This window comes from Dietzia sp. IBK-p2-15D (genome assembly GCF_057773105.1).
This window is the reverse complement of record NZ_JBYMTK010000005.1, coordinates 89,465-113,421: the sequence shown is the minus strand read 5'-3', so window position 1 is coordinate 113,421 and position 23,957 is coordinate 89,465. Positions and strand designations below refer to the sequence as shown.

General features: G+C 70.2%; 21 protein-coding genes and 1 tRNA gene. 15 read left to right on the top strand and 7 right to left on the bottom strand.

What is annotated here, in order from left to right; all coding sequences use genetic code 11:
• Positions 1-6: 6 nt before the first annotated feature.
• Positions 7-678 (bottom strand): TetR/AcrR family transcriptional regulator, encoded by a 672-nt coding sequence (locus AC3DEV_RS08940; protein WP_067713378.1) that lies wholly within the window; start codon positions 676-678, stop codon positions 7-9.
• A gap of 177 nt (positions 679-855) precedes the next feature.
• Between AC3DEV_RS08940 and AC3DEV_RS08935 the strand changes: the two genes are divergently transcribed.
• Together AC3DEV_RS08935 and AC3DEV_RS08930 are read left to right on the top strand one after the other, a co-directional pair.
• Entirely contained in the window at positions 856-2,718 is a 1,863-nt protein-coding gene (locus AC3DEV_RS08935; protein WP_488371860.1) for an FAD-dependent oxidoreductase, read from the top strand.
• 142 nt (positions 2,719-2,860) lie between these two features.
• Positions 2,861-2,932: transfer RNA gene (locus tag AC3DEV_RS08930), tRNA-Gln, on the top strand.
• On the opposite strand, the gene AC3DEV_RS08925 is transcribed toward AC3DEV_RS08930, so the two are convergent.
• Both AC3DEV_RS08925 and AC3DEV_RS08920 read right to left on the bottom strand, forming a co-directional pair.
• The gene (locus AC3DEV_RS08925; RefSeq protein ID WP_488371859.1) at positions 2,933-3,103 is read right to left on the bottom strand and encodes a hypothetical protein; all 171 of its coding nucleotides are present in this window, start codon (positions 3,101-3,103) and stop codon (positions 2,933-2,935) included.
• Positions 3,100-4,905: a thiamine pyrophosphate-requiring protein gene (locus AC3DEV_RS08920; protein ID WP_488371858.1), complete on the bottom strand. Its 1,806-nt coding sequence runs from the start codon at positions 4,903-4,905 to the stop codon at positions 3,100-3,102. The genes AC3DEV_RS08925 and AC3DEV_RS08920 overlap by 4 nt, the downstream gene beginning before the upstream one ends.
• Positions 4,906-5,038: 133 nt before the next feature.
• Here AC3DEV_RS08920 and AC3DEV_RS08915 point away from each other — a divergent pair, with 133 nt between their 5' ends.
• Positions 5,039-5,650: a flavodoxin family protein gene (locus tag AC3DEV_RS08915; protein ID WP_269505174.1), complete on the top strand. Its 612-nt coding sequence runs from the start codon at positions 5,039-5,041 to the stop codon at positions 5,648-5,650.
• Here the strand turns inward: AC3DEV_RS08915 and AC3DEV_RS08910 are convergent.
• Complete coding sequence (locus tag AC3DEV_RS08910; RefSeq protein ID WP_488371932.1) at positions 5,647-6,930, bottom strand: MFS transporter; 1,284 nt, start codon at positions 6,928-6,930, stop codon at positions 5,647-5,649. The two genes, AC3DEV_RS08915 and AC3DEV_RS08910, sit on opposite strands and share 4 nt — an antisense overlap.
• 163 nt (positions 6,931-7,093) lie before the next feature.
• Between AC3DEV_RS08910 and glmU the strand changes: the two genes are divergently transcribed.
• The 4 genes from glmU to AC3DEV_RS08890 all read left to right on the top strand — a co-directional run bounded on the left by glmU (position 7,094) and on the right by AC3DEV_RS08890 (position 10,835).
• On the top strand, positions 7,094-8,590 hold the full coding sequence (gene glmU, locus AC3DEV_RS08905; RefSeq protein WP_488371857.1) for a bifunctional UDP-N-acetylglucosamine diphosphorylase/glucosamine-1-phosphate N-acetyltransferase GlmU: 1,497 nt from the start codon (positions 7,094-7,096) through the stop codon (positions 8,588-8,590).
• Positions 8,587-9,564 (top strand): ribose-phosphate diphosphokinase, encoded by a 978-nt coding sequence (locus tag AC3DEV_RS08900; protein WP_067713365.1) that lies wholly within the window; start codon positions 8,587-8,589, stop codon positions 9,562-9,564. The genes glmU and AC3DEV_RS08900 overlap by 4 nt, the downstream gene beginning before the upstream one ends.
• Before the next feature lies 1 nt (position 9,565).
• On the top strand, positions 9,566-9,925 hold the full coding sequence (gene arsC / locus AC3DEV_RS08895; RefSeq protein ID WP_132061728.1) for an arsenate reductase (glutaredoxin): 360 nt from the start codon (positions 9,566-9,568) through the stop codon (positions 9,923-9,925).
• Positions 9,926-10,202: 277 nt separating this feature from the next.
• A complete protein-coding gene (locus tag AC3DEV_RS08890) occupies positions 10,203-10,835 on the top strand; it encodes a 50S ribosomal protein L25/general stress protein Ctc (protein ID WP_069389953.1) in 633 nt (210 codons plus the stop codon).
• A gap of 296 nt (positions 10,836-11,131) precedes the next feature.
• Here AC3DEV_RS08890 and AC3DEV_RS08885 read toward each other — a convergent pair whose 3' ends face one another.
• Positions 11,132-11,749, bottom strand: coding sequence for a LysE/ArgO family amino acid transporter (locus tag AC3DEV_RS08885; protein ID WP_488371856.1), 618 nt, complete (start codon positions 11,747-11,749; stop codon positions 11,132-11,134).
• Between the two features lie 68 nt (positions 11,750-11,817).
• Between AC3DEV_RS08885 and AC3DEV_RS08880 the strand changes: the two genes are divergently transcribed.
• The 3 genes from AC3DEV_RS08880 to AC3DEV_RS08870 are packed head-to-tail and all read left to right on the top strand — an operon-like array spanning position 11,818 to position 13,818.
• The gene (locus tag AC3DEV_RS08880) at positions 11,818-12,714 is read left to right on the top strand and encodes a LysR family transcriptional regulator ArgP (RefSeq protein ID WP_488371855.1); all 897 of its coding nucleotides are present in this window, start codon (positions 11,818-11,820) and stop codon (positions 12,712-12,714) included.
• A gap of 49 nt (positions 12,715-12,763) precedes the next feature.
• On the top strand, positions 12,764-13,363 hold the full coding sequence (pth, locus tag AC3DEV_RS08875) for an aminoacyl-tRNA hydrolase (protein WP_488371854.1): 600 nt from the start codon (positions 12,764-12,766) through the stop codon (positions 13,361-13,363).
• The gene (locus AC3DEV_RS08870) at positions 13,360-13,818 is read left to right on the top strand and encodes a DUF1990 domain-containing protein (RefSeq protein WP_488371853.1); all 459 of its coding nucleotides are present in this window, start codon (positions 13,360-13,362) and stop codon (positions 13,816-13,818) included. Before pth ends, AC3DEV_RS08870 begins: the two co-directional genes overlap by 4 nt.
• Positions 13,819-13,851: 33 nt before the next feature.
• Here AC3DEV_RS08870 and AC3DEV_RS08865 read toward each other — a convergent pair whose 3' ends face one another.
• Entirely contained in the window at positions 13,852-14,283 is a 432-nt protein-coding gene (locus AC3DEV_RS08865) for a DUF6508 domain-containing protein (protein ID WP_185950235.1), read from the bottom strand.
• A gap of 290 nt (positions 14,284-14,573) precedes the next feature.
• Here AC3DEV_RS08865 and AC3DEV_RS08860 point away from each other — a divergent pair, with 290 nt between their 5' ends.
• From AC3DEV_RS08860 to AC3DEV_RS08845, 4 genes are all read left to right on the top strand, one after another.
• Positions 14,574-16,247 carry a peptide chain release factor 3 gene (locus tag AC3DEV_RS08860; RefSeq protein ID WP_269505154.1) on the top strand — a complete coding sequence of 558 codons (1,674 nt, stop codon included), beginning with the start codon at positions 14,574-14,576 and terminating at the stop codon, positions 16,245-16,247.
• A 34-nt stretch (positions 16,248-16,281) separates the two neighbouring features.
• On the top strand, positions 16,282-17,265 hold the full coding sequence (locus AC3DEV_RS08855; RefSeq protein WP_488371852.1) for an LLM class F420-dependent oxidoreductase: 984 nt from the start codon (positions 16,282-16,284) through the stop codon (positions 17,263-17,265).
• A 148-nt stretch (positions 17,266-17,413) separates the two neighbouring features.
• The gene (locus AC3DEV_RS08850) at positions 17,414-19,006 is read left to right on the top strand and encodes a hypothetical protein (RefSeq protein WP_488371851.1); all 1,593 of its coding nucleotides are present in this window, start codon (positions 17,414-17,416) and stop codon (positions 19,004-19,006) included.
• Between the two features lie 60 nt (positions 19,007-19,066).
• Positions 19,067-20,794 carry a serine hydrolase domain-containing protein gene (locus AC3DEV_RS08845; RefSeq protein ID WP_488371850.1) on the top strand — a complete coding sequence of 576 codons (1,728 nt, stop codon included), beginning with the start codon at positions 19,067-19,069 and terminating at the stop codon, positions 20,792-20,794.
• A gap of 14 nt (positions 20,795-20,808) precedes the next feature.
• Here the strand turns inward: AC3DEV_RS08845 and AC3DEV_RS08840 are convergent, their stop codons facing one another.
• Positions 20,809-21,975: an AI-2E family transporter gene (locus tag AC3DEV_RS08840; RefSeq protein WP_488371849.1), complete on the bottom strand. Its 1,167-nt coding sequence runs from the start codon at positions 21,973-21,975 to the stop codon at positions 20,809-20,811.
• 376 nt (positions 21,976-22,351) lie between these two features.
• On the opposite strand from AC3DEV_RS08840, the gene AC3DEV_RS08835 reads away from it, so the two are divergent.
• A complete protein-coding gene (locus AC3DEV_RS08835; RefSeq protein WP_488371848.1) occupies positions 22,352-23,914 on the top strand; it encodes a sugar transferase in 1,563 nt (520 codons plus the stop codon).
• Positions 23,915-23,957: the final 43 nt, after the last annotated feature.

The window sequence follows — 23,957 nt, the reverse complement described above, 5'->3', positions numbered from 1 at the left end:
GACCTACTACGGGCTTCCGGGCCCCGGGCGCATGTCGCGACCCTGCGGCGTGCCGCCGGGGTGGCTCGGCCCGCTGTACTTCTCGAGGACGTCGACCTCCAGCGTCGGCGAGGGATCGAGGTGCGAGAGCCCGTTGAAACAGAGGTTGACGATGTGCGCGGCGACCTCTTCCTTGGGGGGCGTGCGGGCGTCGAGCCACCACTGGGCGGTCCCGGAGACCATCCCGACCAGGGCCTGCGCGTACACGCTGGTGGTGATGGGGTCGAACCCGCGGGCGACGAACTCCTCCTCGAGGATGTAGGTCACGCTCGCGGTGGCGTCGTTGAGCAGGGTCGAATACGAGCCCCCACCCACCGGGGACGATTCGCGCACGAGAATGCGGAAGCCGTCCGTGCGTTCCTCGACGTAGCGCAGCAGCGCCATCGCCGCGCGCTCGATGCGCCGCCGCGAGCCCTCACCCTGCAGCGCCTCGGTGATCTCCGCGCCGAGGTAGGCGAGCTCGCGGTCGCACACGACCGCGTAGAGCCCCTCCTTGCCTCCGAAGTGTTCGTAGACCACCGGCTTGGACACGCCCGCCGCGGCGGCGATGTCCTCCACCGTCGCGGCGTCGTAGCCGTTCTCGGCGAAGATCCGTCGGCCGACCTCCACCAGCTGCTGTCGCCGCTTGGCGGCGGACATCCTGGTCCTCGGTGTCGGTACGCCCACGCCCGTCATGCCCCACCCCTTTTTCTGATACCCCGAGGATAGCCACGCGCGGATTCCGCTCCCCCCGTTCGGCGGCTCCCCGACCCCGACGGCGACCGAACGCACGTACCATTGTTGATGCATCATCAACTTGAGGCAAAGGAGCGAACAATGGCTATCAGTCAGTCCGAACAACGCGGGACGATCGGCACGGTCACCGAGCGCGGGGTGCCCTCAACCACCGATATCGTCGTGATCGGATCCGGCGGTGCCGGCCTCACCGCCGCGCTGACCGCCGCGAAGGACGGTGCAAGCGTGCTGGTCGTGGAGTCCCTCGAGATCGTCGGCGGCGCCACCGGCGTCTCGGCCGGTGCCGCCTGGATTCCTGCTCACGGGTACTCGACCAAGGCGCTCGGGGTCGACGATTCCCTCGACGACGCCCGCACCTACATCTACGGCGAAGGCCGCAGCGAAACCCTTGATCCTGAGATCGTCGAGACATTCCTGCAAGAAGGCCCGAAGGTCGCCCGCTACATCGAGGACAACACCAAGTTCGGGTGGATCCCGGTGATCTGGCCCGACTACCGGTCGGACATCCCCGGCGCCTCGGTCGGCCGCGCACTGTTCCCCGGGCCCTACAACGCCGAAGGGCTCGGCGACGCCGCTCGGTACGTGCGCCCCGAACTGACCTCCGGCATGGCCAAGAACCCCATGCCGTTCTGGGCGCTCGCCGGACTCAAGAAGGAGTCCTCCTGGATGGCCGGACCGGCCCTGGTGGGCGCCCTGCTCGAGGCTGCACTCGACGCGGGCGTCGACGTCCGCGTCGAGGCCCCGGCCGAGCGGCTCCTGGTGGAGAACGGGACCGTGACGGGTCTGGTGGTCTCCTCCGGCGACGGTGAACACACGGTGCGCGCCACCCACGGGGTCATCATCGCCTCGGGCGGCTTCGAGACCTCCGACGAGCTGGCCACCGAGTACCTCGACGGCCCGCTCGGCACCCACGTCTCTCCGAAGGGGCACAAGGGTATCGCCGTGCAGTTGGCCGAGGAGGTCGGCGCGAAGCTCACCTCGATGAACGCCGCATGGTGGATGCCTGGTGTCCAACTGCCCGGCGAGACGCTCGACGGCGTTCCCTTCGCCCGGCTTCTGCTCGGTGAGCGATCCCTGCCCCACTCGATCGTCGTGAACCGGGCCGGGAAGCGGTTCGCCAACGAGGCACTGCCGTACGACCAGTTCGGCGGCGCCATGCGTGCGGCCAACGAGGAGGCCGGCGGCGCCAACGATCCGGCGTACTTCGTCTTCGACCAGAACTTCTGGGACAAGTACGGTCTGTTTGGCTCACTGCCCGGCGGGGAGGTCCCCGAGTACATCCACCAGGCCGGTTCGCTCGCGACACTGGCACGGGAGATCGGGGTCGACGAGGTCGGCCTGCTCACCACGGTCGACGAGTTCAACCCCGCGGCCGCGGCGGGTCGTGATCCCTGGTTCGGCCGCGGCGATACCCTCTTCGACCGCTACTTCGGCGACTTCAAGCCGTTCCTGGGGCGCTTCTCCTCCGGCGCCCGCTTCCCCGCGGCAACGATGAAGGCGCAGTTCGCGCTGGCCAAGGCCATCGCCCCGATCGTCAACGGCGCCGCCGAGAAGGTCGCCAAGCGCAACGACGCCGAAGCCATCCGCAGGGCCATCGTGGGTCCGCTGGCGACGATCATGCGCCCGGTACTCAAGTCGCCGCGCTCGTCCACGCTCGGGCCGATCGAGCGAGGCCCGTTCTACGCGGTGGAGGTCCGAGCCTCGGCGCTGGGCACGGTCGGTGGGCCCGCCACCGACGCCCGGGGTCGGGTGCTCACCGAGGACGGCGAGGTCGTTCCGGGGCTGTACTCCGCCGGCAATGCCGGCGGCGCCCCGACCCAGGGGTTCTACGCCGGAGCGGGCGGCACCATCGCGCTCGGTCTGGTCTTCGGCCACCTCGCCGGCCGCGAGGCGGCGGCCCACGCGTCGACCCGCGACGCGGCCGACGGTTCACTGACGGCGTGAAGGCAGCAACGTAAAGGCAGCGACGTAGAGGCAGCGACGCCAACTCCGCTGCTCACGGCGGGTCGGGCCCATCGGTGCGCAGGTGCGCATCGGTGGGCCCGATCTCATGTGCCAGACTGGTGACGGCCCGTTCGCGGGCCGTTCCCCCGTGGTGTAATCGGCAACACTCCTGATTTTGGTTCAGGCATTTCAGGTTCGAGTCCTGGCGGGGGAGCTAGAAGATCCCGCCGAAGATCCCCACGGCCAGCACCAGCAGCAGGATCGCGATGATCGCGAACACCGCCAACGCCGGTTGCCGTGCGCGCCGCGGCTTCTCCTCCACCTCGGCATCGGGCTGGAAGGCCGGGTCCTGCCCGGGCTGCCCGGGTACGTTCATTCCGGTCACGTGAATCGCTCCTCTTCCATCCGGGCGTAGGCCTCCAGCAGCTCGAGGGCGTGCTCTCCGGCAGCACCCTCCGCTAGCAGGCCCGTACGCATCGACTCCACCATCTCCCTACCGTGCGGGAACGGCGGCAGCAACGGCATGTCCGGGTCGGTGATCGCATCGATCACGGTCGGCCGGTCCGCGAGGAACGCCTCCTCCAGGGCGGGAACGAGCTGGTCGGGGTCGTCCACGCGCACCCCGCGCAGCCCGAGCAGCTCGGCGTAACCGGCCACGTCGAACGGCGGCACGTCCTGCGACCGGGCGAACCGCGGCTGGGCCTCGCTCTCGCGCTGCTCCCAGCTCACCTCCGCCAGGTCCCGGTTGCTGAGCACCACGATCACCATCGTCGGGTCCTCCCAGCTCGGCCATGCCTCGGAGACGGTGATGAGCTCGTTGATCCCGAGCATCTGGATGGCCCCGTCGCCGGCCAGGACCGCGACGGGCTTGGCGGGCGCGGTGGCCTTGGCGGCGATCGCGTACGGGATCCCGCAGCCCATCGACGCCAGCGTGCTCGACAGGTGCGCAGGGACGGTCGTCGGCAGGCTGACCTGTCGGACGTAGTGGTAGACGCTGCTGCCCACGTCCACGGCGAGGCGCGCATCGTGAGGCAGGCGCTCGCCCAGTCGCCGCGCGACCAGCTCGGGATTGAGCCCTCGGGCAGGCACCTCGGAGCGCATCCGGGAGATCTCCCACCACTGCCCCACCCATTTCTCCACGTCGCCGCGCCAGGCGGAGCGGTCGCGATCGGCCACGCGTCCGGTGAGCTCGCGCAGCGCTGCCGCGGCGTCGCCCACCATGCCGACCTCGATCGGATACCGGTTGGCCAGGTGCACCGGGTCGAGGTCGATCTGGACGGCCCGCGCCCGCCCGGGCTCCGGGTAGAACTCGGTCCAGGGGTCGTTCGATCCGACGATGAGGAGGGTGTCGCAGTTCTGGAGGATGCGCGCGCTCGCCGTCGTCCCCAGATGGCCCATGGTCCCGCCCACCAACGGCGAGGACTCGTCCACGTAGGGCTTACCCAACAGGCTCATCGTCACGCCGGCGTCCAGGCGCTCGGCGAGCTCCATCAGTTCCGCCTGCGCACCGGCGACGCCGCGCCCGGCCAGGATCGCGATCCGCTCCCCCGCGTCGAGCACCTCCACGGCGCGCGCCACGTCGTCGTCGCGGGGGGTGGTGACCCCGTGGGTCCATTCGGGGGCGGTGACCACCACCCCGTGCTCCTGGTCGAGGTCCTCGCCCAGCTCCGGGGCCTCGGCGTTCTGCACGTCGTGGGGAAGGATGACGACGACGGGGGTCCGGTGCGTCAGCGCGGAGCGGAACGCCCGGTCGATCACCATGGGCGCCTGCTCGGCCGACGACACCGTCTGCAGGTACGGCCCGGCCACGTCCGCGAAGACGTTGCCGAGGTTGATCTCCTGCTGGTAGCCCGACCCGAGCACGCTGGTGTGCTGCTGCGCGACGAGCGCCACCACGGGCACGCTGTCGAGTTTGGCGTCGTACAGGCCGTTGAGCAGGTGCATCGCGCCGGGGCCCTGCGTGGAGGTCACCACCCCGACCGCGCCCGAATATTTGGCGTCGGCCACCGCCATGAACGCCGCCGACTCCTCGTGGCGGGCCCGCCCGAACGTCGGGGCGATCTCGGCGCGCTGCAACGCGCCGAGCAGCGGGTTGTTGCCGTCCCCGGCGTAGCCGTAGATCCGTTCGACGTCCCAGGCCACCAGTCGTTCGACGACGAGGTCGGCCACCGTCCTGTCCGTGGTCATACGCGTGCCCCTTCCGCTCGTCAGCCGTAGTGGCCCCACCGTAGGGGGCGCACCCGCGGCCCTCCACCGGTCATGGTGGCGCGGGCCCGCGGAACCGGTTGTCCGGCGGGTGGGGTGGACCTATCGTCCGGGCATGGACACCGATCTCAAGGCACTCGCCCTGGTGTGCTCGCTCAAGGCCTCGCCCGCCGAGTCGAGCAGCGACCTCATCGCCCGGCAGGTCCTCGACGAACTCGCCGGTCACGGCGTGACCGGGGAGACCGTCCGGGTCGCGGACTTCGACGTCCGTCCGGGGGTCGACGACGACATGGGCGACGGTGACGAGTGGCCCGCCATCCTCGAGAAGGTCCGAACCGCCGACGTCCTCGTGTTGTCCACGCCGACGTGGCTCGGCAATCCGTCCAGCATCGCGCAGCGGGTGCTGGAGCGTCTCGACGCGCAACTGTCGGCCACCGACGACGAGGGCCGTCCCGCGATGTTCGGCAAGGTCGCCGTGGTCGCGGTGGTGGGCAACGAGGACGGCGCGCACAAGATCGTCGCCGACATGTTCCAGGGCCTGAACGACATCGGGTTCACGATCCCGGCGCAGGGCTGCACCTACTGGAACAACGAGGCCATGAACCCGGTGGACTACAAGGACCTCGACTCCACGCCGTCGGCCGTGGCCTCGACCATCACCACGCTGTCGTCCAACGCGGTGCACCTGGCGCGGTTCCTGCGCCGTGAGCAGTACCCGGCGGTCTAACCCTTGGTGCTCCGCTCGACCGCGCTGCGGACGGTGTAGCGCAGGAACGCCGGGAAGGCGATCGCGCAGATCACCACGCCGATCACCACCAGCACGCCACCACCCGACGCGGCGACCGCCGTGCCGACCGAGGCCGCGGCCACGCCGTGCGCGACGTCGCCGATTCGCGGACCGCCGGCCACCACCACGATGAACACGCCCTGCAGCCGGCCGCGCATCTCGTCGGTGGCCGAATCCAGCAGGATCGCCTGGCGGAACGCGGCCGAGATCATGTCGACGGCTCCGCCGAACGCCAGCGCGGCGAGCGCCAGCCATAGCCACCACGCGGAGCCGCCGGGCGAGGACGCGCCCACGAACACCCCGAACGCGACCATCGCCGCGCCCCACAGCGCCACGCACACCAGCACCGCCAGGCCCTGCCTGCGCACGCGCGGGATCCACCCGGAGAACACCCCGCCGGCCACGGCGCCCACGCTCATCGCGGCGAACAACAGACCGAGGGCGGTCCCGCCGGTCGCGGGGTCGCCGAAGGACTCGGTGGCGATCTGCGGGAACAGTGCCCGCGGCATGCCGAAGACCATCGCGATGATGTCCACGAGGAACGAGGCCAGGAGGATGCGGCGGGTGGCCAGGTAGGCGAACCCGTCGATCACCGACCGCAGCCCCACCGACCCGCGCTCCCCCTCGACCGGCTGCGGCGGGAGCCGGAACACCGCGTACAGGGTGGCCAACAGCGCGACGGCGGTGAACAGGTACATCGTCGACAGGCCCAGGACCGGGATGAGGATGCCCGCGGACAGGGGCCCGACGATCGCCCCGAACTGCATCACGGTCATGTTCAGGGCCGAGGCGGAGGCAAGCTGGTCGGAGGGGACGATCCGGGGGATGATCGCCGAGCGGGTGGGCTGGTTGACCGCGAAGAACGCCTGCTGCACCGACAGCAGCACCATCACCACCCAGACGTTCCGGTTGCCCGCCGCGGCCTGCGCCCAGAACAGCAGTGAAGTGACGATCAGCCCGGTGGTGGTGACCATGAGCAGGCGACGCCGGTCGAGGGCATCGGCCAGCGCGCCGCCCCACAGGCCGAACACCACGAGGGGCACCAGCGCGAACACGCCGGTGAGCCCCACATACGCAGAGCTCCGCGTGATCTCGAAGACCTGCTGCGGCACCGCGACGATCGACAACTGCGCCCCGATCACCGTGACGATATTGGCGAGCCACAACCTGCAAAAGTCCGGCTGCCGCAGTGGTCGGGTATCCGCCAACTGGCGCCTCAGGACTGACACGCGGGGCAGGCTACTCCGCCTCAAGACGGTTCGAATCGTCGGAGTCACCCTCTATCCTTGGGGCTCTGTCCGCCTTGGGACCCTGTCCGCTCGCCGGACGTACCCGGACCCATCCATCACCACCACCGTGCGCGCGGCGCGCCGAGGAGACTTGATGACCACACCCGAGACCGACCGTTCAGCGCCCGACCGCCCACAGACCGCGGTCATCGTCCTGGCCGCCGGATCCGGCACCCGGATGAAGAGCGCCACCCCCAAGATGCTGCACCGGGTGTGCGGGCGGACGATGCTCGGTCACGCACTGCACGCCGCGGCGGGGCTCGAGCCGGACGCGATCGTCGTGGTCGTCGGCCATCAGCGCGACCAGGTCTCGGCGGCGGTCGACGAGTTGTCGGCCGAGCTCGGCGTGCCGGTCTCCACCGCGGTGCAGGCGGAGCAGAACGGGACGGGCGACGCCGTCGCGGCCGGGATGAAGGGACTGCCCGCCGACTTCTCGGGCACCGTGCTCGTCACCACCTCGGACATCCCCCTGCTCGACGCCGACACCCTGCGCGAGGTCGTGACGCGCCACGACCTGCGACCGCGCGCCGCGGTCACCGTCCTGACGTCGACGGCACCCGACCCCACGGGGTACGGCCGCATCGTGAGGAACGACGACGGCGAGGTGCTGCGGATCGTCGAGCACAAGGACGCCTCGGAGGACGAGCGGGCGATCGACGAGGTCAACTCCGGCATCTACGCCTTCGACGCCCTCGTCCTGCGGGACAAGCTCGGGCAGCTGGGCACGGACAACTCGCAGGGCGAGCTGTACCTCACCGACGTCATCCAGCTCGCGCGGCGCGACAACGGCCTCATCCGCGGGCACCGTGTCGAGGACCCCGATCTGGTCGCGGGCGTCAATGATCGCGTGCAGCTCGCGGCCCTGGCCGGCGAGATGAACCGTCGCCTCTGCGAGTCGGCGATGCGGGGCGGCGCGACGATCGTCGACCCGTCCAGCACGTGGCTCGACGTCGGCGTCCTCACGGGTCGCGACGTGACGATCCTGCCGGGCACCCATCTGACGGGCGCCACCGAGATCGGCGACGGTGCGACCGTCGGACCGGACACCACGCTGCAGGACACCGTGGTTGGCGAGGGCGCCACGGTCGTGCGTTCACATGCGGTGCGCGCCACAATCGGGGCTGGCGCGGAGGTGGGCCCGTTCGCCTACCTGCGGCCCGAGGCGGACCTGGGCGAGCGGAGCAAGATCGGCACGTTCGTCGAGGTCAAGAAGTCGACGATCGGGGCGAACACCAAGGTGCCGCACCTGACCTACGTGGGCGACGCGACGATCGGCGAGCACACCAACATCGGGGCGTCGAGCGTGTTCGTCAATTACGACGGGGTGAACAAGAACCGTACAGTGATCGGCGATCACTGCCGCACCGGTTCGGACACCATGTTCGTCGCACCTGTGACCGTCGGAGACGGGGCCTATTCGGGCGCGGGTACCGTGATCAAGGACGACGTCCCACCCGGAGCCCTCGCGGTCTCGGGCGGACGACAGAGGAACATCGACGACTGGGTGATCGAGAACCGGCCCGATTCCGGTTCGGCAGAGGCCGCCCGTCGTGCCCGGAACGACTCCCAGAAGGACGGACTCACGCAGTGAGCGAGTGGATCGACAACCAGAAGAACCTGATGTTTTTCGCGGGGCGCGCGCACCCCGAACTCTCCGACCAGGTCGCCGCCGAACTGGGCGTCGAGGTCACCCCCCAGACCGCCAGGGACTTCGCCAACGGCGAGATCTTCGTCCGCTTCGAGGAGTCCGTCCGCGGCTGTGACGCGTTCGTGCTGCAGAGTGCCCCGGCGCCGCTGAACAAGTGGATCATGGAGCAGCTCATCATGATCGACGCGCTCAAGCGGGGAAGCGCCAAGCGGATCACCGCTGTCCTGCCGTTCTACCCGTACGCGCGGCAGGACAAGAAGCACCGCGGCCGCGAGCCGATCTCGGCCCGTCTCATCGCGGACCTGCTCAAGGCCGCCGGCGCGGACCGCATCATCACGGTCGACCTGCACACCGACCAGATCCAGGGCTTCTTCGACGGTCCCGTGGACCACATGCACGCCCAGGGCCAGCTCTCGGACTACGTCCGGCAGCACTACGGGACCGACAACATCGTCGTGGTCTCCCCCGACGCCGGCCGCGTCAAGGTGGGCGAGAAGTGGGCCGATGCCCTCGACGGCGCGCCGCTCGCGTTCGTCCACAAGACCCGCGATCCCAACGTGCCCAACCAGGTGAAGTCCAACCGCGTGGTCGGTGACGTGGAGGGCAAGACCTGCGTGCTGATGGACGACATGATCGACACCGGTGGCACCATCGCCGGCGCCGTCAAGGTCCTCAAGGACGCCGGTGCCGGCGACGTCATCATCGCCACCACCCACGGCATCTTCTCCGATCCGGCCGCCGAGCGTCTCGCCAACTGCGGGGCCAAGGAGGTCATCACCACCGACACGCTGCCGATCCCGCCGGAGAAGCGGTTCGAGAACCTCACCGTGCTGTCCATCGCGCCGCTGCTGGCCCGGACCATCCACGAGGTCTTCGAGAACGGGTCGGTGACCAGCCTCTTCAACGGGAACGCCTGACATGACCGCGGACCCGGCGGGGCGCGCCACGATCTACCACAACCCCCGCTGCTCCAAGTCCCGGCAGGCGCTGGAGCTGCTCCGCGAGCGGGGTGTGGAGCCGACGGTCATCAAGTATCTCGACACTCCCCCGGACGTCGAGCAGCTGCGCACCCTCATCGCCGACGCCGGCCTGACGGTGCGGGAGGCGGTGCGGGTCAAGGAAGCCGAGTTCACTGAGCTCGGCCTCATCGACGCCTCGGATGACGACCTGCTCGCGGCGATGGTCGCCCATCCCCGGCTCATCGAGCGGCCCTTCGTCGTCACCGACAAGGGCACCCGCCTCGCGCGTCCCACGGCGGCGGTCGAGGAGATCCTCTGACGTCCCATCGCTGACGGTGCGCCGTCGCCGCGTCCGAACCCGCCGCACCCTTGTCCGGGAGCGGCGGGTTCGCTGCGATTTTGGGCCCCGCACCCCTCGGCGCTAGGCTGGTCGGGTCATCTCGGCGAGGGAGGACCCGCATCAACCCGGGTCACTCCGTTATCGACGCGATCATTGTCGGCGTGGTCCCGGTGGACCGGCCCGGCGATCGTCTCGATCGCCGAGGAGGTCATCACCCGCAGAGCGTCCCGCTCTCCCACCCGACGAAAAGGCGATCATGGCCAAGGAAATCAACAACCTCAAGACCTCCACCCGCACCGAGTTCGGCAAGGGCTCCGCCCGCCGCGCCCGTCGTGAGGGCAAGGTCCCCGCGGTGCTCTACGGCCACCACACCGAGCCCCGCCACCTCCTGCTCGACGCGCTCGAGTTCGCCGCCGTGCTCCGCGCGCACGGCACCAACTCCCTGCTCACCCTCGACATCGAGGGCGAGGAGCAGCTCGCGCTGCCCAAGCAGATCGACGTGCACCCGCTGACCCGCATCATCGAGCACACCGACCTGCTCGTCGTGCGCAAGGGCGAGAAGGTCGTCGTCGAGGTCTACGTCGTCCTCGAGGGTGAGGCCGCCCCCGGCACCCTGGTCACGACGGACGCCGACTACATCGAGATCGAGGTCGAGGCCACCGACATCCCCGAGGAGTTCACGCTCTCGGTGGAGGACGTCGAGGCCGGCACCCAGTTCACCGCCGCCGACATCACGCTGCCCGCCGGCGCCACCCTGGTCTCCGACCCGGAGACCCTGCTGGTCAACGTCATCGAGGCCCCGTCCGAGTCCGACCTCGAGGAAGACGAGGAGGCTGCGCCCCAGGGCGAGGCCGCCGAGGACGCCGCGAAGGCCGCCGAGGAGGGCTGATCCTCCCCCGCGTGAATCACGCGGACGCCGCCTGACCGGCGGCACCCGGTCACGGGCCCGGCACGACTGAAGCGTCGTGCCGGGCCCGTCCCTGTTCGCGCGTCGAGCGACTGCCCGCCCCTACTACTCTTGCCCCCCACGACGGCGTCTGGCCTGCCCAGCGGGTCACGCGAGACGCCAGGCCGGCGGGCGACTGCACCCGAACGGCATTCCCGGGCGCCTGCCACCGGGGACATCAGCGATACGACTCCACCCGGCGGGCCGTCACCGGGCGGGAAGTACACAACACCGGTGGATCAGCCGCGAATGAGCCCGAGCGCCAGCACCAGCATCATCACGGCGATGCCGGCGTCGAGCACCCGCCACGCCCCCGGCCTGGCGAACAGCCCACGCAACGCCTTGCCACCGAACCCGATGAGCGAGAACCACAGCACGCCCGCGATGAAGGCCCCGGCCGCGAACACCCAGCGCAGGTCGCCCCCCTGTTGGTTGGCGAGCGTGCCGAGGAACACCACGCAGTCGAGGTAGGCGTGCGGGTTGAGCCAGGTGAACGCCGCGCACGCCGCCACCGCCCCGAGCGTCGACGGGACCCGCGCGTTGCCGTCGACCTGCAACCCGTCGCCGGGCCGGATCGCGCGGGACGCGGCGAACGCCCCGTAGGCCAGCAGGAACACGACCCCGATCCACTTCATGACCGTGATCACCGCCGGCGCCGATTCGATGAGCACCCCCACGCCCGCCACCCCGAGCAGGATGAGCGCGGCCTCGGACACCACGCAGAAGGCGACGATGGGGACCATCGCCACATCGCCACGGATCGAACGCTGGAGGACGTAGGCGTTCTGTGCGCCGACGGCGGCGATGAGCCCGAGGCCCATGCCGACGCCCATGAGAAGTGTGGAGGTAGCGGTCACGATGCCACGGTAGGCCCGGTTTCATCAGTAGTGCCACTGCACTTTCTGCACTAGCATTAGCTGTGCTTATGAACACTCTGCAGCTCGATCACCTCCGCACCCTCGCCGCCGTCGTGGATCTCGGCTCGTTCGAGGCCGCCGCCTCCCACCTGCACATCACCCAGTCGGCGGTGTCCCAGCGGGTCCGCGCACTCGAGGAGTCCGCGGGACGGATCCTCGTCCGTCGCGAGCGCCCGATCTCCGCCACCGCCTCCGGTGAGATCGTGCTGCGCACGGCGCGGCAGATGCTCCACCTCGAAGAATCCCTCGCCGGCGAACTCGACGACCCGGCGTCGGCCCAGGAGCACGTGGTCCTGGCCGTGGCGTGCAACTCCGACTCGCTGGCCACCTGGTTCCTCGATGCCATGACCGAGGTCCACGCGGCCGGCCGCGTGGTCTTCGACATCCGCCGCGAGGACGAGTCCCTGTCCAGCGAGTTGCTGCGGCGCGGCGAGGTGATGGCCGCGGTGACCAGCCAGTCCCGGCCGGTCCAGGGTTGCCGCTCGCAGCCCCTGGGATCCATGCGGTACCTGGCCTGCGCGAGCCCCGGGTTCGTCGCCCGGCACCTGCGTGACGGCTCGACCACCGCCGCGCTCGGCCGGGCGCCCATCGTCGACTTCGACCGCAGCGACGGCCACCAGAACAACCACTATCGCCGCCTGGCCCGCCGGGAACCCACCGGGCCGCGGCACTTCATCCCCAGCTCGCACGATCACGTCCGGGCGATCGTCGCCGGGCTGGGCTGGGGCCTGATCCCCGAGCACCTCGCCACCCCGTGGCTGGTCTCTGGCGAGATCGTCGACGTCTCCCCCGACCACTTCCTCGACGTCCCCCTGTTCTGGCAGCACTGGAAACTGCAGTCACCCGACCTCGACGCCCTCTCCGCCGCCGTCCTCGACACCGCCCGCACCGAGCTGCGGAACTGATCGGACAGGTGCGCCCGGGCGGGCCGGCGCCGTCTGGGATCATGGCCCCGTGACTACCGCCTCCACGCCCGGTCCCACGCTCATCGTGGGTCTGGCCAACCCCGGACCCGACTACGAGGGCACCCGCCACAACATCGGCTGGGACGTCCTGCAGGAGTTGGCGTCCCGCGCCCTGCCCATGCCGGCGAGCTTCTCCACCCACAAGCGGACGAACTGCGAGATCGCCCAGACCCGGCTCGCCGACAAGCCCGTGGTCCTGGCCCGCCCCCGCAGCTACATGAACCTCTCGGGCGGGCCGGTCGCCGCGGTCGCCAAGTACTACTCGGTCACGCCCACCGACATCATCGTGATCCACGACGAGATCGACATCGACTTCGGACAGGTCCGCCTCAAGCGCGGCGGCGGCGAGGGCGGCCACAACGGCCTGCGCTCGCTGTCCGGCTCCCTCGGCACCCGCGACTACATCCGCGTCCGCGCCGGGGTGGGCCGCCCGCCGGGCCGCATGGCGGTGGCCGACTTCGTACTCAAGCGCTTCTCCAAGCTCGAGCAGCCCGATGTGCCGTTCCTCATCCAGGACGCCGCCGACGCCGTGGAACTCCTCCTCAAGCACGGGCTGGAGACGGCCCAGAACCAGGTCCACTCCGCGTGACGCGCTTTCGGCGGTTCGAGCGCGAGGCCCACCTGGGCTTCGGTGCCGACCTCTTCCGCCGCGCGAGTGCAGCACTCGTCACCTGGGACCTGCACCGGCGGGCGGACTTCGTCGTCGTCGCCACCGGGCCCGCCACCCCCGGCCGCACCGTCATCCTCCGGCCGCGATCGGGCCCCGGCGCGTGGCTGCACCTGGCCGCCCCCTGCGAGGTCACGGAGGTCGTCGACCGCCCCGACGCGCGGGGGTTCACCTATCGCGCCCTACCCGGCCACCCCGAGCGCGGATGGGAGACGTTCCTCGTCCGGCACGATCCCGTCACCGACGCCGTCGCGCTCACTATCACCGGTGAATCCGCGCACGCCACCCTGCTCGCCCGGCTGGGCGCACCCATCGCCCGACTCGAACAGGAGCGGATCACCCGCCGCTACCTCGCCGCCCTGCGCGACCGGCCCTGACCCGACGGCGCCCGACATCACCGTTCAGCGACATCACAATTCATAGAGCTCCTGCAGCCGGTCGAGAAGCGCCACGAGCGATCCCTCCGTCAGCGACTCCGCGATCGCTCCGTCGACGAACCGCTCGGACCGGACCACCCAGGTGAGCAGCGCGCGGGTCAGGTCCTCGTCCGACCGCTCGGCCAGCCCGGTGAGGTCGGTCAGCGAGCCGTCCGACAATCCGCGCCGCTCCAACTCGTCGAGGTACCCGTGCCGGGTGAGCACGCCCCCGCCGAACGCCTCCATCACGGCCAGGGTGTCCTCGTCGTAGGTCGGGTAGCGCACCAGGTACGCGCCGTTGCGGTGTCGCTGCCCGCCCGCCCACGTCACGCCATCGAGCCCCCGCAAACGCTCGACCACGGGCAGCAGCCGCCGGAGCGCGGCCCTGCGCTCCTCCAGCTCGTGCCGGTCACTGCCCTCGCCCATTCCAGTCCCCGCCTCTGCGCGTCGTCCGACGCGGCTCGTGCGCACCGTAGCGACCGGGTACGACACCCGGCCGCGCGTAGCGTCGTTCACGGTTCATCGGTCGGGGCACGCGCACTCGTTACGAAAGCTATCGACTGGCGTGCTCGATCCACGCAGGCGCCGCGCCTGACCTCGCCTTTCACGCACCACACCGACCTCGTGGGTCGCACCGCCGGATTGTGTGCTCACCCGTGGGCGGACGTACGCTGGATGACGACGACGAGGGCCGTCGACTGCCAGAAGGAGTGCGCGTGACCGAGACCGCCGAGGACACCGGAACGGGCGGGCACGCCACGGGTGCGGACGCCGCCGGGGACGTCACATCCGAAGTCGCGCGCCGCAGGACCTTCGCGGTGATCGCCCATCCGGACGCCGGCAAGTCCACGCTCACGGAGGCGCTCGCGCTGCACGCCCGGGTGATCACCGAGGCCGGCGCGGTCCACGGCAAGTCGGGCCGCCGCTCGACCGTGTCGGACTGGATGGAGATGGAGAAGGCCCGCGGCATCTCCGTCAGCTCCACCGCGCTGCAGTTCACCTACGCACCGGAGGGCTCGAGTCCCGGCGACGACCCGTACGTCATCAACCTGGTCGACACCCCCGGCCACGCCGACTTCTCCGAGGACACCTACCGCGTCCTCACCGCGGTCGACGCGGCGGTCATGCTCATCGACGCCGCCAAGGGCCTCGAGCCGCAGACCCTCAAGCTCTTCCAGGTGTGCAAGCACAACGGTCTGCCGATCATCACGGTGATCAACAAGTGGGACCGGCCCGGCCGGGCGCCGCTCGAGCTGCTCGACGAGATCACCGAGCAGATCGGCCTCGTGCCCACCCCCCTGTTCATGCCCGTGGGCATCGCCGGCGACTACCGCGGCCTGCTGCGCCGCGGCGACGACGGCGCCCCCGAGGAATACGTGCACTTCACCCGCACCGCCGGCGGGTCGACGATCGCCCCCGAGGAGCACTACGACCCGGACACCGCCGCCGAGCGCGAGGGCGACGTGTGGGAGACCGCGGTCGAGGAGTCCGAGCTGCTCTCGGCGATGGGTCAGGACCACGACCAGGAGCTGTACCTGGCCGGCGAGACCAGCCCGGTGATCTTCGCCTCCGCGATGCTCAACTTCGGCGTCCACCAGATCCTCGACGCGCTGGTCGAGCTGGCCCCGCCGCCGCGCGAGTGGCCGACCGTCTCCGGCGAGCCCCGCAAGACCTCGGAACCGTTCTCCGCCATGGTGTTCAAGGTGCAGGCCGGCATGGACGCCGCGCACCGCGACCGCCTGGCGTTCATGCGCGTGGTCTCCGGCGAGTTCGAGCGCGGCATGGTGGTCCAGCACGCCCAGACGGGCAAGCCCTTCACCACCAAGTACGCGCTGACGGTGTTCGGCCGCGACCGCACCACCGTGGAGACCGCCTACCCCGGCGACGTGGTGGGCCTGGTCAACGCCACGGCCCTCGCCCCCGGCGACACCCTCTACAGCGGTAGGAAGGTGCAGTTCCCGCCGATCCCGCAGTTCGCCCCCGAGCACTTCGCAGTGGTCCGCGCCCAGTCGCTGGGCAAGTACAAGCAGTTCCGCAAGGCCATCGACCAGCTGGCCGCCGAGGGCGTGGTGCAGATCCTGCGCAACGACACCCGCGGCGACGCCAACCCGGTCATGGCCGCGGTCGGCCCCATGCAGTTCGAGGTGGTCACGGCCCGGATGAAGGCCGAGTTCAACGTCGAGGTCGTGGTGGACAACCTGCCGTACACGATCGCCCGCCGCACCGACGCCGAGTCGGCCGGCGAACTCGGCCGCCAGCGCGGGGTCGAGGTCTTCCAACGCACCGACGGCGAACTGCTGGCCCTGTTCGGTGACAAGTGGCGGCTGCAGTACATCACCAAGGAAATGGAGCACCTCACCATCGAGCCGCTGGTCGCCGACACCAACTAGCCCGCCCGCCCACCGGACGGGCATCCTGGGAGTCATGCCAGCAGATCCCGCAGCCAGCGCAGCCACGCCCTCTCCCGGCGCCGACCCCTCGGTCAGCCTCCGCGTCTTCGTCGAACCACAGCAGGGTGCGACCTACGCCGACCAGCTCGCCGTCGCCCGCGCGGCCGAGGACCTCGGCTACGAGGCATTCTTCCGGTCGGACCACTACCTCAAGATGGGCGACATCAGCGGACTGCCCGGCCCCACCGACGCGTGGCTGACCCTCGCCGCCCTGGCCCGCGAGACCTCGACCATCCGGCTCGGCACCCTGCTCACCTCGGTGACGTTCCGCCACCCGGGCCCGCTGGCGATCTCGATGGCCCAGGTCGACGAGATGTCCGGCGGCCGCCTCGACGTGGGACTCGGCGCCGGCTGGTACGCCGACGAGCACACCGCCTACGGCATCCCCTTCCCGCCGCTGGGCGAGCGGTTCGACCTGCTGGAGGACACCCTCGGGGCGCTGGAGACCTTCTGGTCCACGCCCGCCGGCGAGACGGTCTCCGTCCGCGGGAAGCGTATGGACATGCTGGACTCCCCCGGCCTGCCCAAGCCCGTGCAGCAGCGCCCGCCGGTGATCGTCGGTGGCCACGGCAAGAAGCGGACCCCGGCGCTGGCCGCCCGGTTCGCCGACGAGTTCAACGTGCCGTTCGCCGACCTCGACACCGTGGCCACGCAGTACCGTCGCGTCGACGAGGCGTGCGCCGAACGTGGCCGGGCCCCCGAGGAGATCATCCGCTCGGCCGCGCTCGTCCTGTGCTGCGGACGCGACGAGGCGCAGATCGCCCGGCGGGCGGACGCCATCGGCCGCGAGGTCGACGAGCTGCGGGCCAACGGCGCCGCCGGGACCCCGGACGAGATCGTGGACACGATCGGCCGGTACGCGGCGATCGGTGCCCGGCGCATCTACCTGCAGGTGCTCGACATGTCCGACCTGGACCACCTCGACCTGGTCGCCTCCGAGGTCGCGCGCCAGCTCTGACGCGAGCCCTGCCCGGCCGGCCGGTCGCCCCGCCGGCCGGGCGAAACCCCCTCCCCTGCCCGAGGAGTGGGATTAGTGTCACGCCATGGTGGCACAAGGGACGACGACAACGAGGTCCGCACATCCCGGAGGCTGTGCGTGGGCCGCGATGGCACTCCTCGTCGTCGTCGCCCTACTCGCCCCCCTGAACGCCGCACCGTCCCGGGCGGCGACGCCAGCCGGCGGCTCCCCCATCAGCGGCATGGTCGACGCCCACGCGCACCTCGCGGCGTCGCAGGCGTTCGGCGGCGCCCTGCGCTGCGGCGAGCCGTTCTCCCCCGGCGGCCTCGGCGAGGCGCTGGCGGACTGCCCGAGCCACTCGGGCACCGGGCACTTCGCGCTGCTCGAATCGGTCCTCGGGGGCACCGCCCTGCCCGGCGGGACCCAGGGCTTCCCCACCTTCGCGCAGTGGCCGTCGCACGACTCCCAACTCCACGAGCAGGCCTACTACACCGGTATAGAGCGGGCGTGGCGCGGTGGACTGCGGGTGCTCACCAACCATCTGGTGGCCAACCGCGTGCTCTGCGAGGCGCTCGCCGGGATCGGGGTGCCCGCGCGCTACCCGTGCGACGAGATGGCGCAGCTGCGCCGGCAGGTGGACTACCTCGAGCGGATGGAGGCCCACATCGACGCCGAGCACGGCGGTCCCGGGCGGGGCTGGTTCCGGATCGCCCGCTCGCCGGAGGACGTCCGCGCTATCGCGGGGGACGGGAAACTCGCCGTCACGCTGGGCGTCGAGGCATCCGAGCCGTTCGGGTGCCGGGTGGTCGACGACGTGCCGATGTGCACGACCGAGGACATCGACCGGGGGCTCGACGAGTTCGCCTCGTGGGGCGTGTCGACCGTGTTCCCGGTGCACAAGTTCGACAACGCCCTCGGCGGCGCCCGCATGGACGAGGAACTGGCCGGCCTCGCGGTCAACATCGGCAACAAACTGGGCACCCAGCGGTTCTGGGAGACCGAGCCGTGCACCGGTCCCGACGCCGACCACGCCCAACCCCTGGCCTCCACGCCCGTCGCCGAGGGCCTGGCGGCGGCCTCCTCGGGCGCACCCGCGGGCGCGGCACTGCCCGTCTACCCCGAGGCCCCGCTGTGCAACGTGCGCGGCCTGACGCCGCTCGGTGAGCACGCGATCCGCGGGATGATGGCCCGCGGCATGGTGATCAACATCGACCACATGGGCGTCAAGACCGCCCACCGCACCCTCGACATCGCCGCCGGGGCGGGGTACACCGGCCTGGTCGTGGACCACGCCTGGGCCACGCGGGGCAACACTCGCCGGGTCCACGAGCAGGGCGGGTTCGTGGCCGCGTTCGCCTGGCCCGCCGACGCCACCGAGAACTTCGAGACCGGCTTCCTCGAGCAGTGGCGCACGAACACCGCCAGCGCCACCCGGCCGTTCACCGGCTACGGCTTCGGCTCCGACGTCAACGGCCTGGCCGCCCTCGCCGAGCCCCGGCCGAGCGCGGCGAGCGACCCGCTCGTGTACCCGTTCACCGCGCCCAGCGGCGAGGTGATGGACCGGTGGCGGTTCGGCGACCGCGTGTACGACCTCAACACCGACGGGGTCGCCCAGTACGGCCTCTACGCCGATTGGGCCGCCGACGTGCTGCACCGCGCCGGGCCCGACCGGGCCGAACTCGAGCGTCAGCTCATGGGCGGCGCCGAGGCGTGGACGGCCAACTGGGAACGGGCGCGCTGACCACCGGTTCGTCCTGCGCTGCTGCGGCGATTCGCGGCGCCGGACGACTAACCTGAGGCAATGACCCCGGACCCGTCCCCTCCCCGTCGCTCGCGCCGCCCGCGGATCGCCGGAGCAGCGGCGCTCGGGCTCACCGTGGCCCTGTCCGCCTCGGCGTGCGGCACCCCGGTCCCCGACCCGGAGCCCGGCCAGAGTCCCGCGGCCTACTCCGGACTCGAGGTCTCGGACGACCGGGTCGAGTACGCGATCGGCAAGGTGACCGACATCGTCGAGGAGGAGCTCGAGGCCTCGGGCATCCCGGGCGTCGCAGTGGCGGTGGTGCACGGTGGCGAGGTGGCGTTGGCCGAGGGGTTCGGCGTGCGCAGCACCGAGACCGGCGAGGAGGTGGACGCGCGGACGGTCTTCCCCATGGCGTCGGTCTCCAAGCCGGTCAGCGCCACCGTCGTGGCCGCGGAGACCGCCGAGAGCGAGATCGACTGGTCGACTCCCGTGCGCGAGCACCTCCCATGGTTCGCCCTGTCCGATCCGGGCGTGACCGCCGACGTGACGGTGGGCGACCTGTTCGCGCACCGCTCCGGGTTGCCCGAGCACGCGGGCGACGACCTGGAGGACCTCGGGTACGACCGCCCGGCGATCCTGCACGGGCTGCGCCACCTGCCGCTGGAGCCGTTCCGCGCCTCGTACGCGTACACCAACTTCGGGCTCACCGCCGGAGCCGAAGCCGTGGCCGTCGCGGCCGGCACCCCGTGGCCGGAGCTGGCCCGCGAGCGGCTCTTCGACCCCCTCGACATGGACGACACCTCCTACTCCTACGAGGACCTCCTCGACCGCGACAACCGCGTCGTCGGCCACGTCCGCGCCGCCGCCGACGAGTCGGGCGAGTCGTCCGGCGACTGGGTCCCGGCCGATCCCGCGCGCGATCCGGACGCCCAGTCCCCCGCGGGGGGCCTGAGCTCGTCGGTCACGGACATGGCGCGGTGGATGTCGATGGTGCTCGACGACGGCGCCGGGCCCGGCGGCTCGCAGGTCGTCCCGTCCGACGCACTCCGACAGGCTCTGACCCCGCAGGCCGTGTCCTCACCCCCGCAGTCCGCGGCGGACCGGACCGGGACCTACGGCTACGGGTTCAACATCTCCACCAGCTCCTCCGGCCGCGTCGAGTGGAGCCACTCCGGTGCGTTCGCGCTCGGTGCCGGAACGGCGATGCTCATGATGCCGTCGCTGGACCTCGGCATCATCACCCTGACCAACGCCTCGCCCGTCGGGGTGGCGGAGACGATCAATTCGCGCTTCGCGGACTACGCGCAGTTCGGCGACCCGACCCTGAAGTGGCGGGAGCTCTACGGCGAGGCGTTCGGCCCGCTCCTGGCCCCGGTGGGCGACCTGGTCTCCACGCGGCAACCCTCTGCCCCCGCACCGCCGCGCCCGGCCGACGAGCTGGTGGGTGTCTACCGCAACGACTACTTCGGCGAGATCGAGATCCGCCGCGTCGCCTCACAGTCTGACCGGGGATCGGACGGGGATCCGGACGATCCGCCGGACGCCGGCCCCGCACTCGCGCTGGACGTGGGCCCGGGGCCGCAGGTCTGGCCGCTCGACCACTGGGACGGCGACACCTTCGCCGTGAGCCCGGTCGGTGAGAACTGGCCGCCCGGCTCCCGCGGTAGCGTCACCGTCGACGGCGACACGGTGACCGTGGAGCTCCTCGACGGCAACGGACTGGGCACCTTCACCCGCGTCGGGGAGGACCCTGCCGAGCCCACCGGACCCGCCGAGCCCGCCGCCTGACCGTCCGGCCGGGACTACGCCGACCGGGCCGCCTCCAGCTGCGCCGCGCGCCGCCGGTCCCGCTTGGCATCCGCGTCCGGGGTCGTGAGGAACGTGGAGAGCCAGGCCATCCGGGGATCGGCGTCCACGAGGAACGCCTTGACCGCCAGCGTCAGCGGGACGGCGAGGATCGCGCCCAGCGCACCGGCGATCGCCGACCAGAACACCAACGACAGGAACGTCACGGTGGGGGTCAGCCCCACGGCGTCGCCCGTGAACTTGGGCTGGATGAAGCTCTGCATGACCAGGTTGACGACGCTGTAGATCACCACCACCCAGATGGCCTCGACCGGCCCCCCGGTGAGCAGCGCGAACAGTGCCGGCGGCACCAGCCCCAGCACGAAGCCGATGTTGGGGATGTAGTTGGTGACGAACGCGAGCACGCCCCACACCAGCGCCAGCGGCACGCCGAGGATCATCAGGGCCACCGTGTCGATCACGGCCACGATGAGGCCGAAGACCGTGGAGACGATCCAGTACGACTTCACGCCGTCGGTGAACGACCCGAGGGCGTCGGCGAGCCGGGGCCGCTGCCGGGCGATCACCGCGCGGCGCCTCGTGATGCCGGGGACGTCGAACACGAGGAACGTCAGCGCGATGACCAGGACGGTGAGCTGACCGCCGGCCGAGGACAACTGACCGGCGACGTTCTGCAGGGTGCCGACGATCGTGGTGGGGTCCACGCCCTGGAGGCTCGAAGTGACCTGATCCTCGCTCACGCCGAAGGTGCCGAGGAACGCGATCGTCTGCTCGTACAGTTCGACGAACTTGTCCTGGTATTGCGGGATCTCTTCGGCCGCGACCCACAACGCCCACACCAGCATCCCGACCAGCGCGGCCAGCAGCAGGTAGAGCACCAGAAGAACGATGATCATCGCCCCCCAGCGGGGCAGCCCGGCCCGCTGCAGCAGCCGCTGCAGGGGCTGGGCGGCGATGACCAGGTTCAGCGCCAGGAACGCCGGCATCAGCAGGCTGGCGTGCTCGGACAGTCCCCACACCACCACGAACAGGGCCGCGAGGGACACCGCCGTGACGCCTGCGATGCCCCAGCCCTTGGGTTCCTCATGGGGGGCGGGGGCGTCCGTCGGACCGGATGGGTCCGGTTCCGAGGTGTGGTCGCCGGTCAAGTCAATGCGGGACATCGCCGCCTCCTGTTGACACCGTCCTCGGAGTAGGACTGCACCGAGAGTACGTGGATCGTCTGGGCCTGACCACGTAGGCCGTTCCCATCCGCGGAGCGGATCTGACGATAGTGGGGAGGCCCTTCGCGCTTCACATCGCTGTCCAGTTCACCCCAATCGCATCCACAGACTTTTCTCAGCATCGCCTGGCCGATGTCGATTAAACCCACAGAACATCCACTTCAAGCGCGTTTAAGATGTCGATATACTCGCTGCTCTCAGCTTCAGTTTATCTCGAATAAGTAACTGTTTACCCACATGCTTGACGTTTCAGCTCGATGGGAAGACGCTTATCTCGGCTCGGTAGTAGCCATCGCCTCTCCTAAGGGCTCATCCCATGACATCGACACCTCTCCGACGAACGGAAGCCCCCCACCCGGGGCCTGCGCTCCTCCCAGATGGACTGTGCCCGACGTCCGCCGCAGAAAGTCCAGTCACGACCAGACCGAGACTGTTCCGCCACCACGATGCCGGCTGGGCCTCCCCCTATAGCCACAAGCTGTGGTGTTCGGACGCGATTGTCGTGGGCGTGGCTCTGACCGTCGCGCACTTCCTACGGTTCGGTATCGAGCCCCGGGAGATCGCGGTCATGCATCAGACGGTGCCCTACGTGCTGGTCGCAGTCGCTCTCGCCGCGGTCTGGGTGGGATGCCTGCGTCTGACCAACAGTTATGACCCACGAGTGTTCGGCGCAGGGGCGGACGAATACAGTCGGGTCGTCAGGGCGTCGTTCTGGCTCTTCGGCGGGCTGGCCATATTCGAGGTGGTGTTCCGGCCGGACGTCGCCCGAGGGTTCGAGGCGATAGCTCTACCGCTCGGGAGTGCCGGCCTGCTGGTGACCCGCTGGTACTGGCGTCATCGCCTTTCGGCTCGACGCTCGAGGGGCGAAGCCCTCGAACGCCTCCTCATAGTGGGATCAGTCGAGTCATCCTCAGCGCTGGCCGAACGTCTGTCGGCAACGCCTGCATTCGGCTACGCGGTGGTGGGTCTCTGCGCGCGCCCGGAACGAGCTCTCGGCCAGGCTGAAAGTGACCCAACCAACAAGCTGGGCGTACCGATCGTCGGTGACTGGGATTCTGTCGGCGAAGCCGTGAAGATGTCCGGCGCGACCACCGTGGCGGTCACGGCCGCGAACATGTTGGGGCCCAGCATGATGCAGTCCCTGTGCTGGGAGCTCGACGAGTTGGATGTCCGTCTCTTCGTCGCTCCGGGCCTGGTCGATGTCTCCGGTCCACGCGTACTCATGCGACCGCTGGCGGGTCTGCCGTTGCTGCACATCAGCCGGCCTCAGTACAAGAGCGCAGTTCGGCTCTGGAAAGGCATTTCGGACAAGCTGGGCGCAGCAGCGCTCCTTCTCGCTCTGTCGCCGGTACTTCTGACGGTCGCCGTCGCCATCAAGTTCGACTCCCGTGGCCCGGTCTTCTATCGCGCGGCTCGGGTGGGATATCAGAATGAGCCGTTCCGCATGTGGAAATTCCGGTCGATGGTGATCGACGCCGATGCCCGACGTGCAGCTCTGACCGGTACGGACGACGGTAACGGCGTCCTGTTCAAGATGAAGGACGATCCCCGTGTAACCCGCGTCGGGAAGTGGATCCGGCGGTACAGCCTTGACGAGATTCCGCAGTTGTTCAACGTCCTGGCAGGCGACATGAGCATCGTCGGCCCGCGGCCACCGCTGACGGAAGAGGTCGAGAAGTACGACGGACGCATCTCCCGGCGAATGCTGGTCAAGCCCGGGATGACAGGTCTGTGGCAGGTATCGGGACGATCAGACCTCACATGGGAGGAGTCCGTCCGCCTGGATCTCTACTACGTGGAGAACTGGTCACTGATGCAGGACCTCGTGATCCTGTGGCGGACGGCTCGGGCGGTTCTTTCCAGCGACGGAGCCTACTGATGCCTCACTGCCGGTGGGCATGTCGGCCACGCGACGGGGCAGC

What these genes read in the sequence shown, in the direction of transcription:
- AC3DEV_RS08940 (WP_067713378.1), bottom strand. Translation starts at nt 678, where the DNA reads ATGTCCGCCGCCAAGCGGCGACAGCAGCTGGTGGAGGTCGGCCGACGG.
- AC3DEV_RS08915 (WP_269505174.1), top strand. Translation starts at nt 5,039, where the DNA reads ATGGACACCGATCTCAAGGCACTCGCCCTGGTGTGCTCGCTCAAGGCC.
- AC3DEV_RS08850 (WP_488371851.1), top strand. Translation starts at nt 17,414, where the DNA reads ATGGCACTCCTCGTCGTCGTCGCCCTACTCGCCCCCCTGAACGCCGCA.
- AC3DEV_RS08880 (WP_488371855.1), top strand. Translation starts at nt 11,818, where the DNA reads ATGAACACTCTGCAGCTCGATCACCTCCGCACCCTCGCCGCCGTCGTG.
- AC3DEV_RS08920 (WP_488371858.1), bottom strand. Translation starts at nt 4,905, where the DNA reads ATGACCACGGACAGGACGGTGGCCGACCTCGTCGTCGAACGACTGGTG.
- arsC (WP_132061728.1), top strand. Translation starts at nt 9,566, where the DNA reads ATGACCGCGGACCCGGCGGGGCGCGCCACGATCTACCACAACCCCCGC.
- glmU (WP_488371857.1), top strand. Translation starts at nt 7,094, where the DNA reads ATGACCACACCCGAGACCGACCGTTCAGCGCCCGACCGCCCACAGACC.
- AC3DEV_RS08865 (WP_185950235.1), bottom strand. Translation starts at nt 14,283, where the DNA reads ATGGGCGAGGGCAGTGACCGGCACGAGCTGGAGGAGCGCAGGGCCGCG.
- AC3DEV_RS08845 (WP_488371850.1), top strand. Translation starts at nt 19,067, where the DNA reads ATGACCCCGGACCCGTCCCCTCCCCGTCGCTCGCGCCGCCCGCGGATC.
- AC3DEV_RS08890 (WP_069389953.1), top strand. Translation starts at nt 10,203, where the DNA reads ATGGCCAAGGAAATCAACAACCTCAAGACCTCCACCCGCACCGAGTTC.
- AC3DEV_RS08855 (WP_488371852.1), top strand. Translation starts at nt 16,282, where the DNA reads ATGCCAGCAGATCCCGCAGCCAGCGCAGCCACGCCCTCTCCCGGCGCC.
- AC3DEV_RS08835 (WP_488371848.1), top strand. Translation starts at nt 22,352, where the DNA reads ATGACATCGACACCTCTCCGACGAACGGAAGCCCCCCACCCGGGGCCT.
- AC3DEV_RS08935 (WP_488371860.1), top strand. Translation starts at nt 856, where the DNA reads ATGGCTATCAGTCAGTCCGAACAACGCGGGACGATCGGCACGGTCACC.
- AC3DEV_RS08840 (WP_488371849.1), bottom strand. Translation starts at nt 21,975, where the DNA reads ATGTCCCGCATTGACTTGACCGGCGACCACACCTCGGAACCGGACCCA.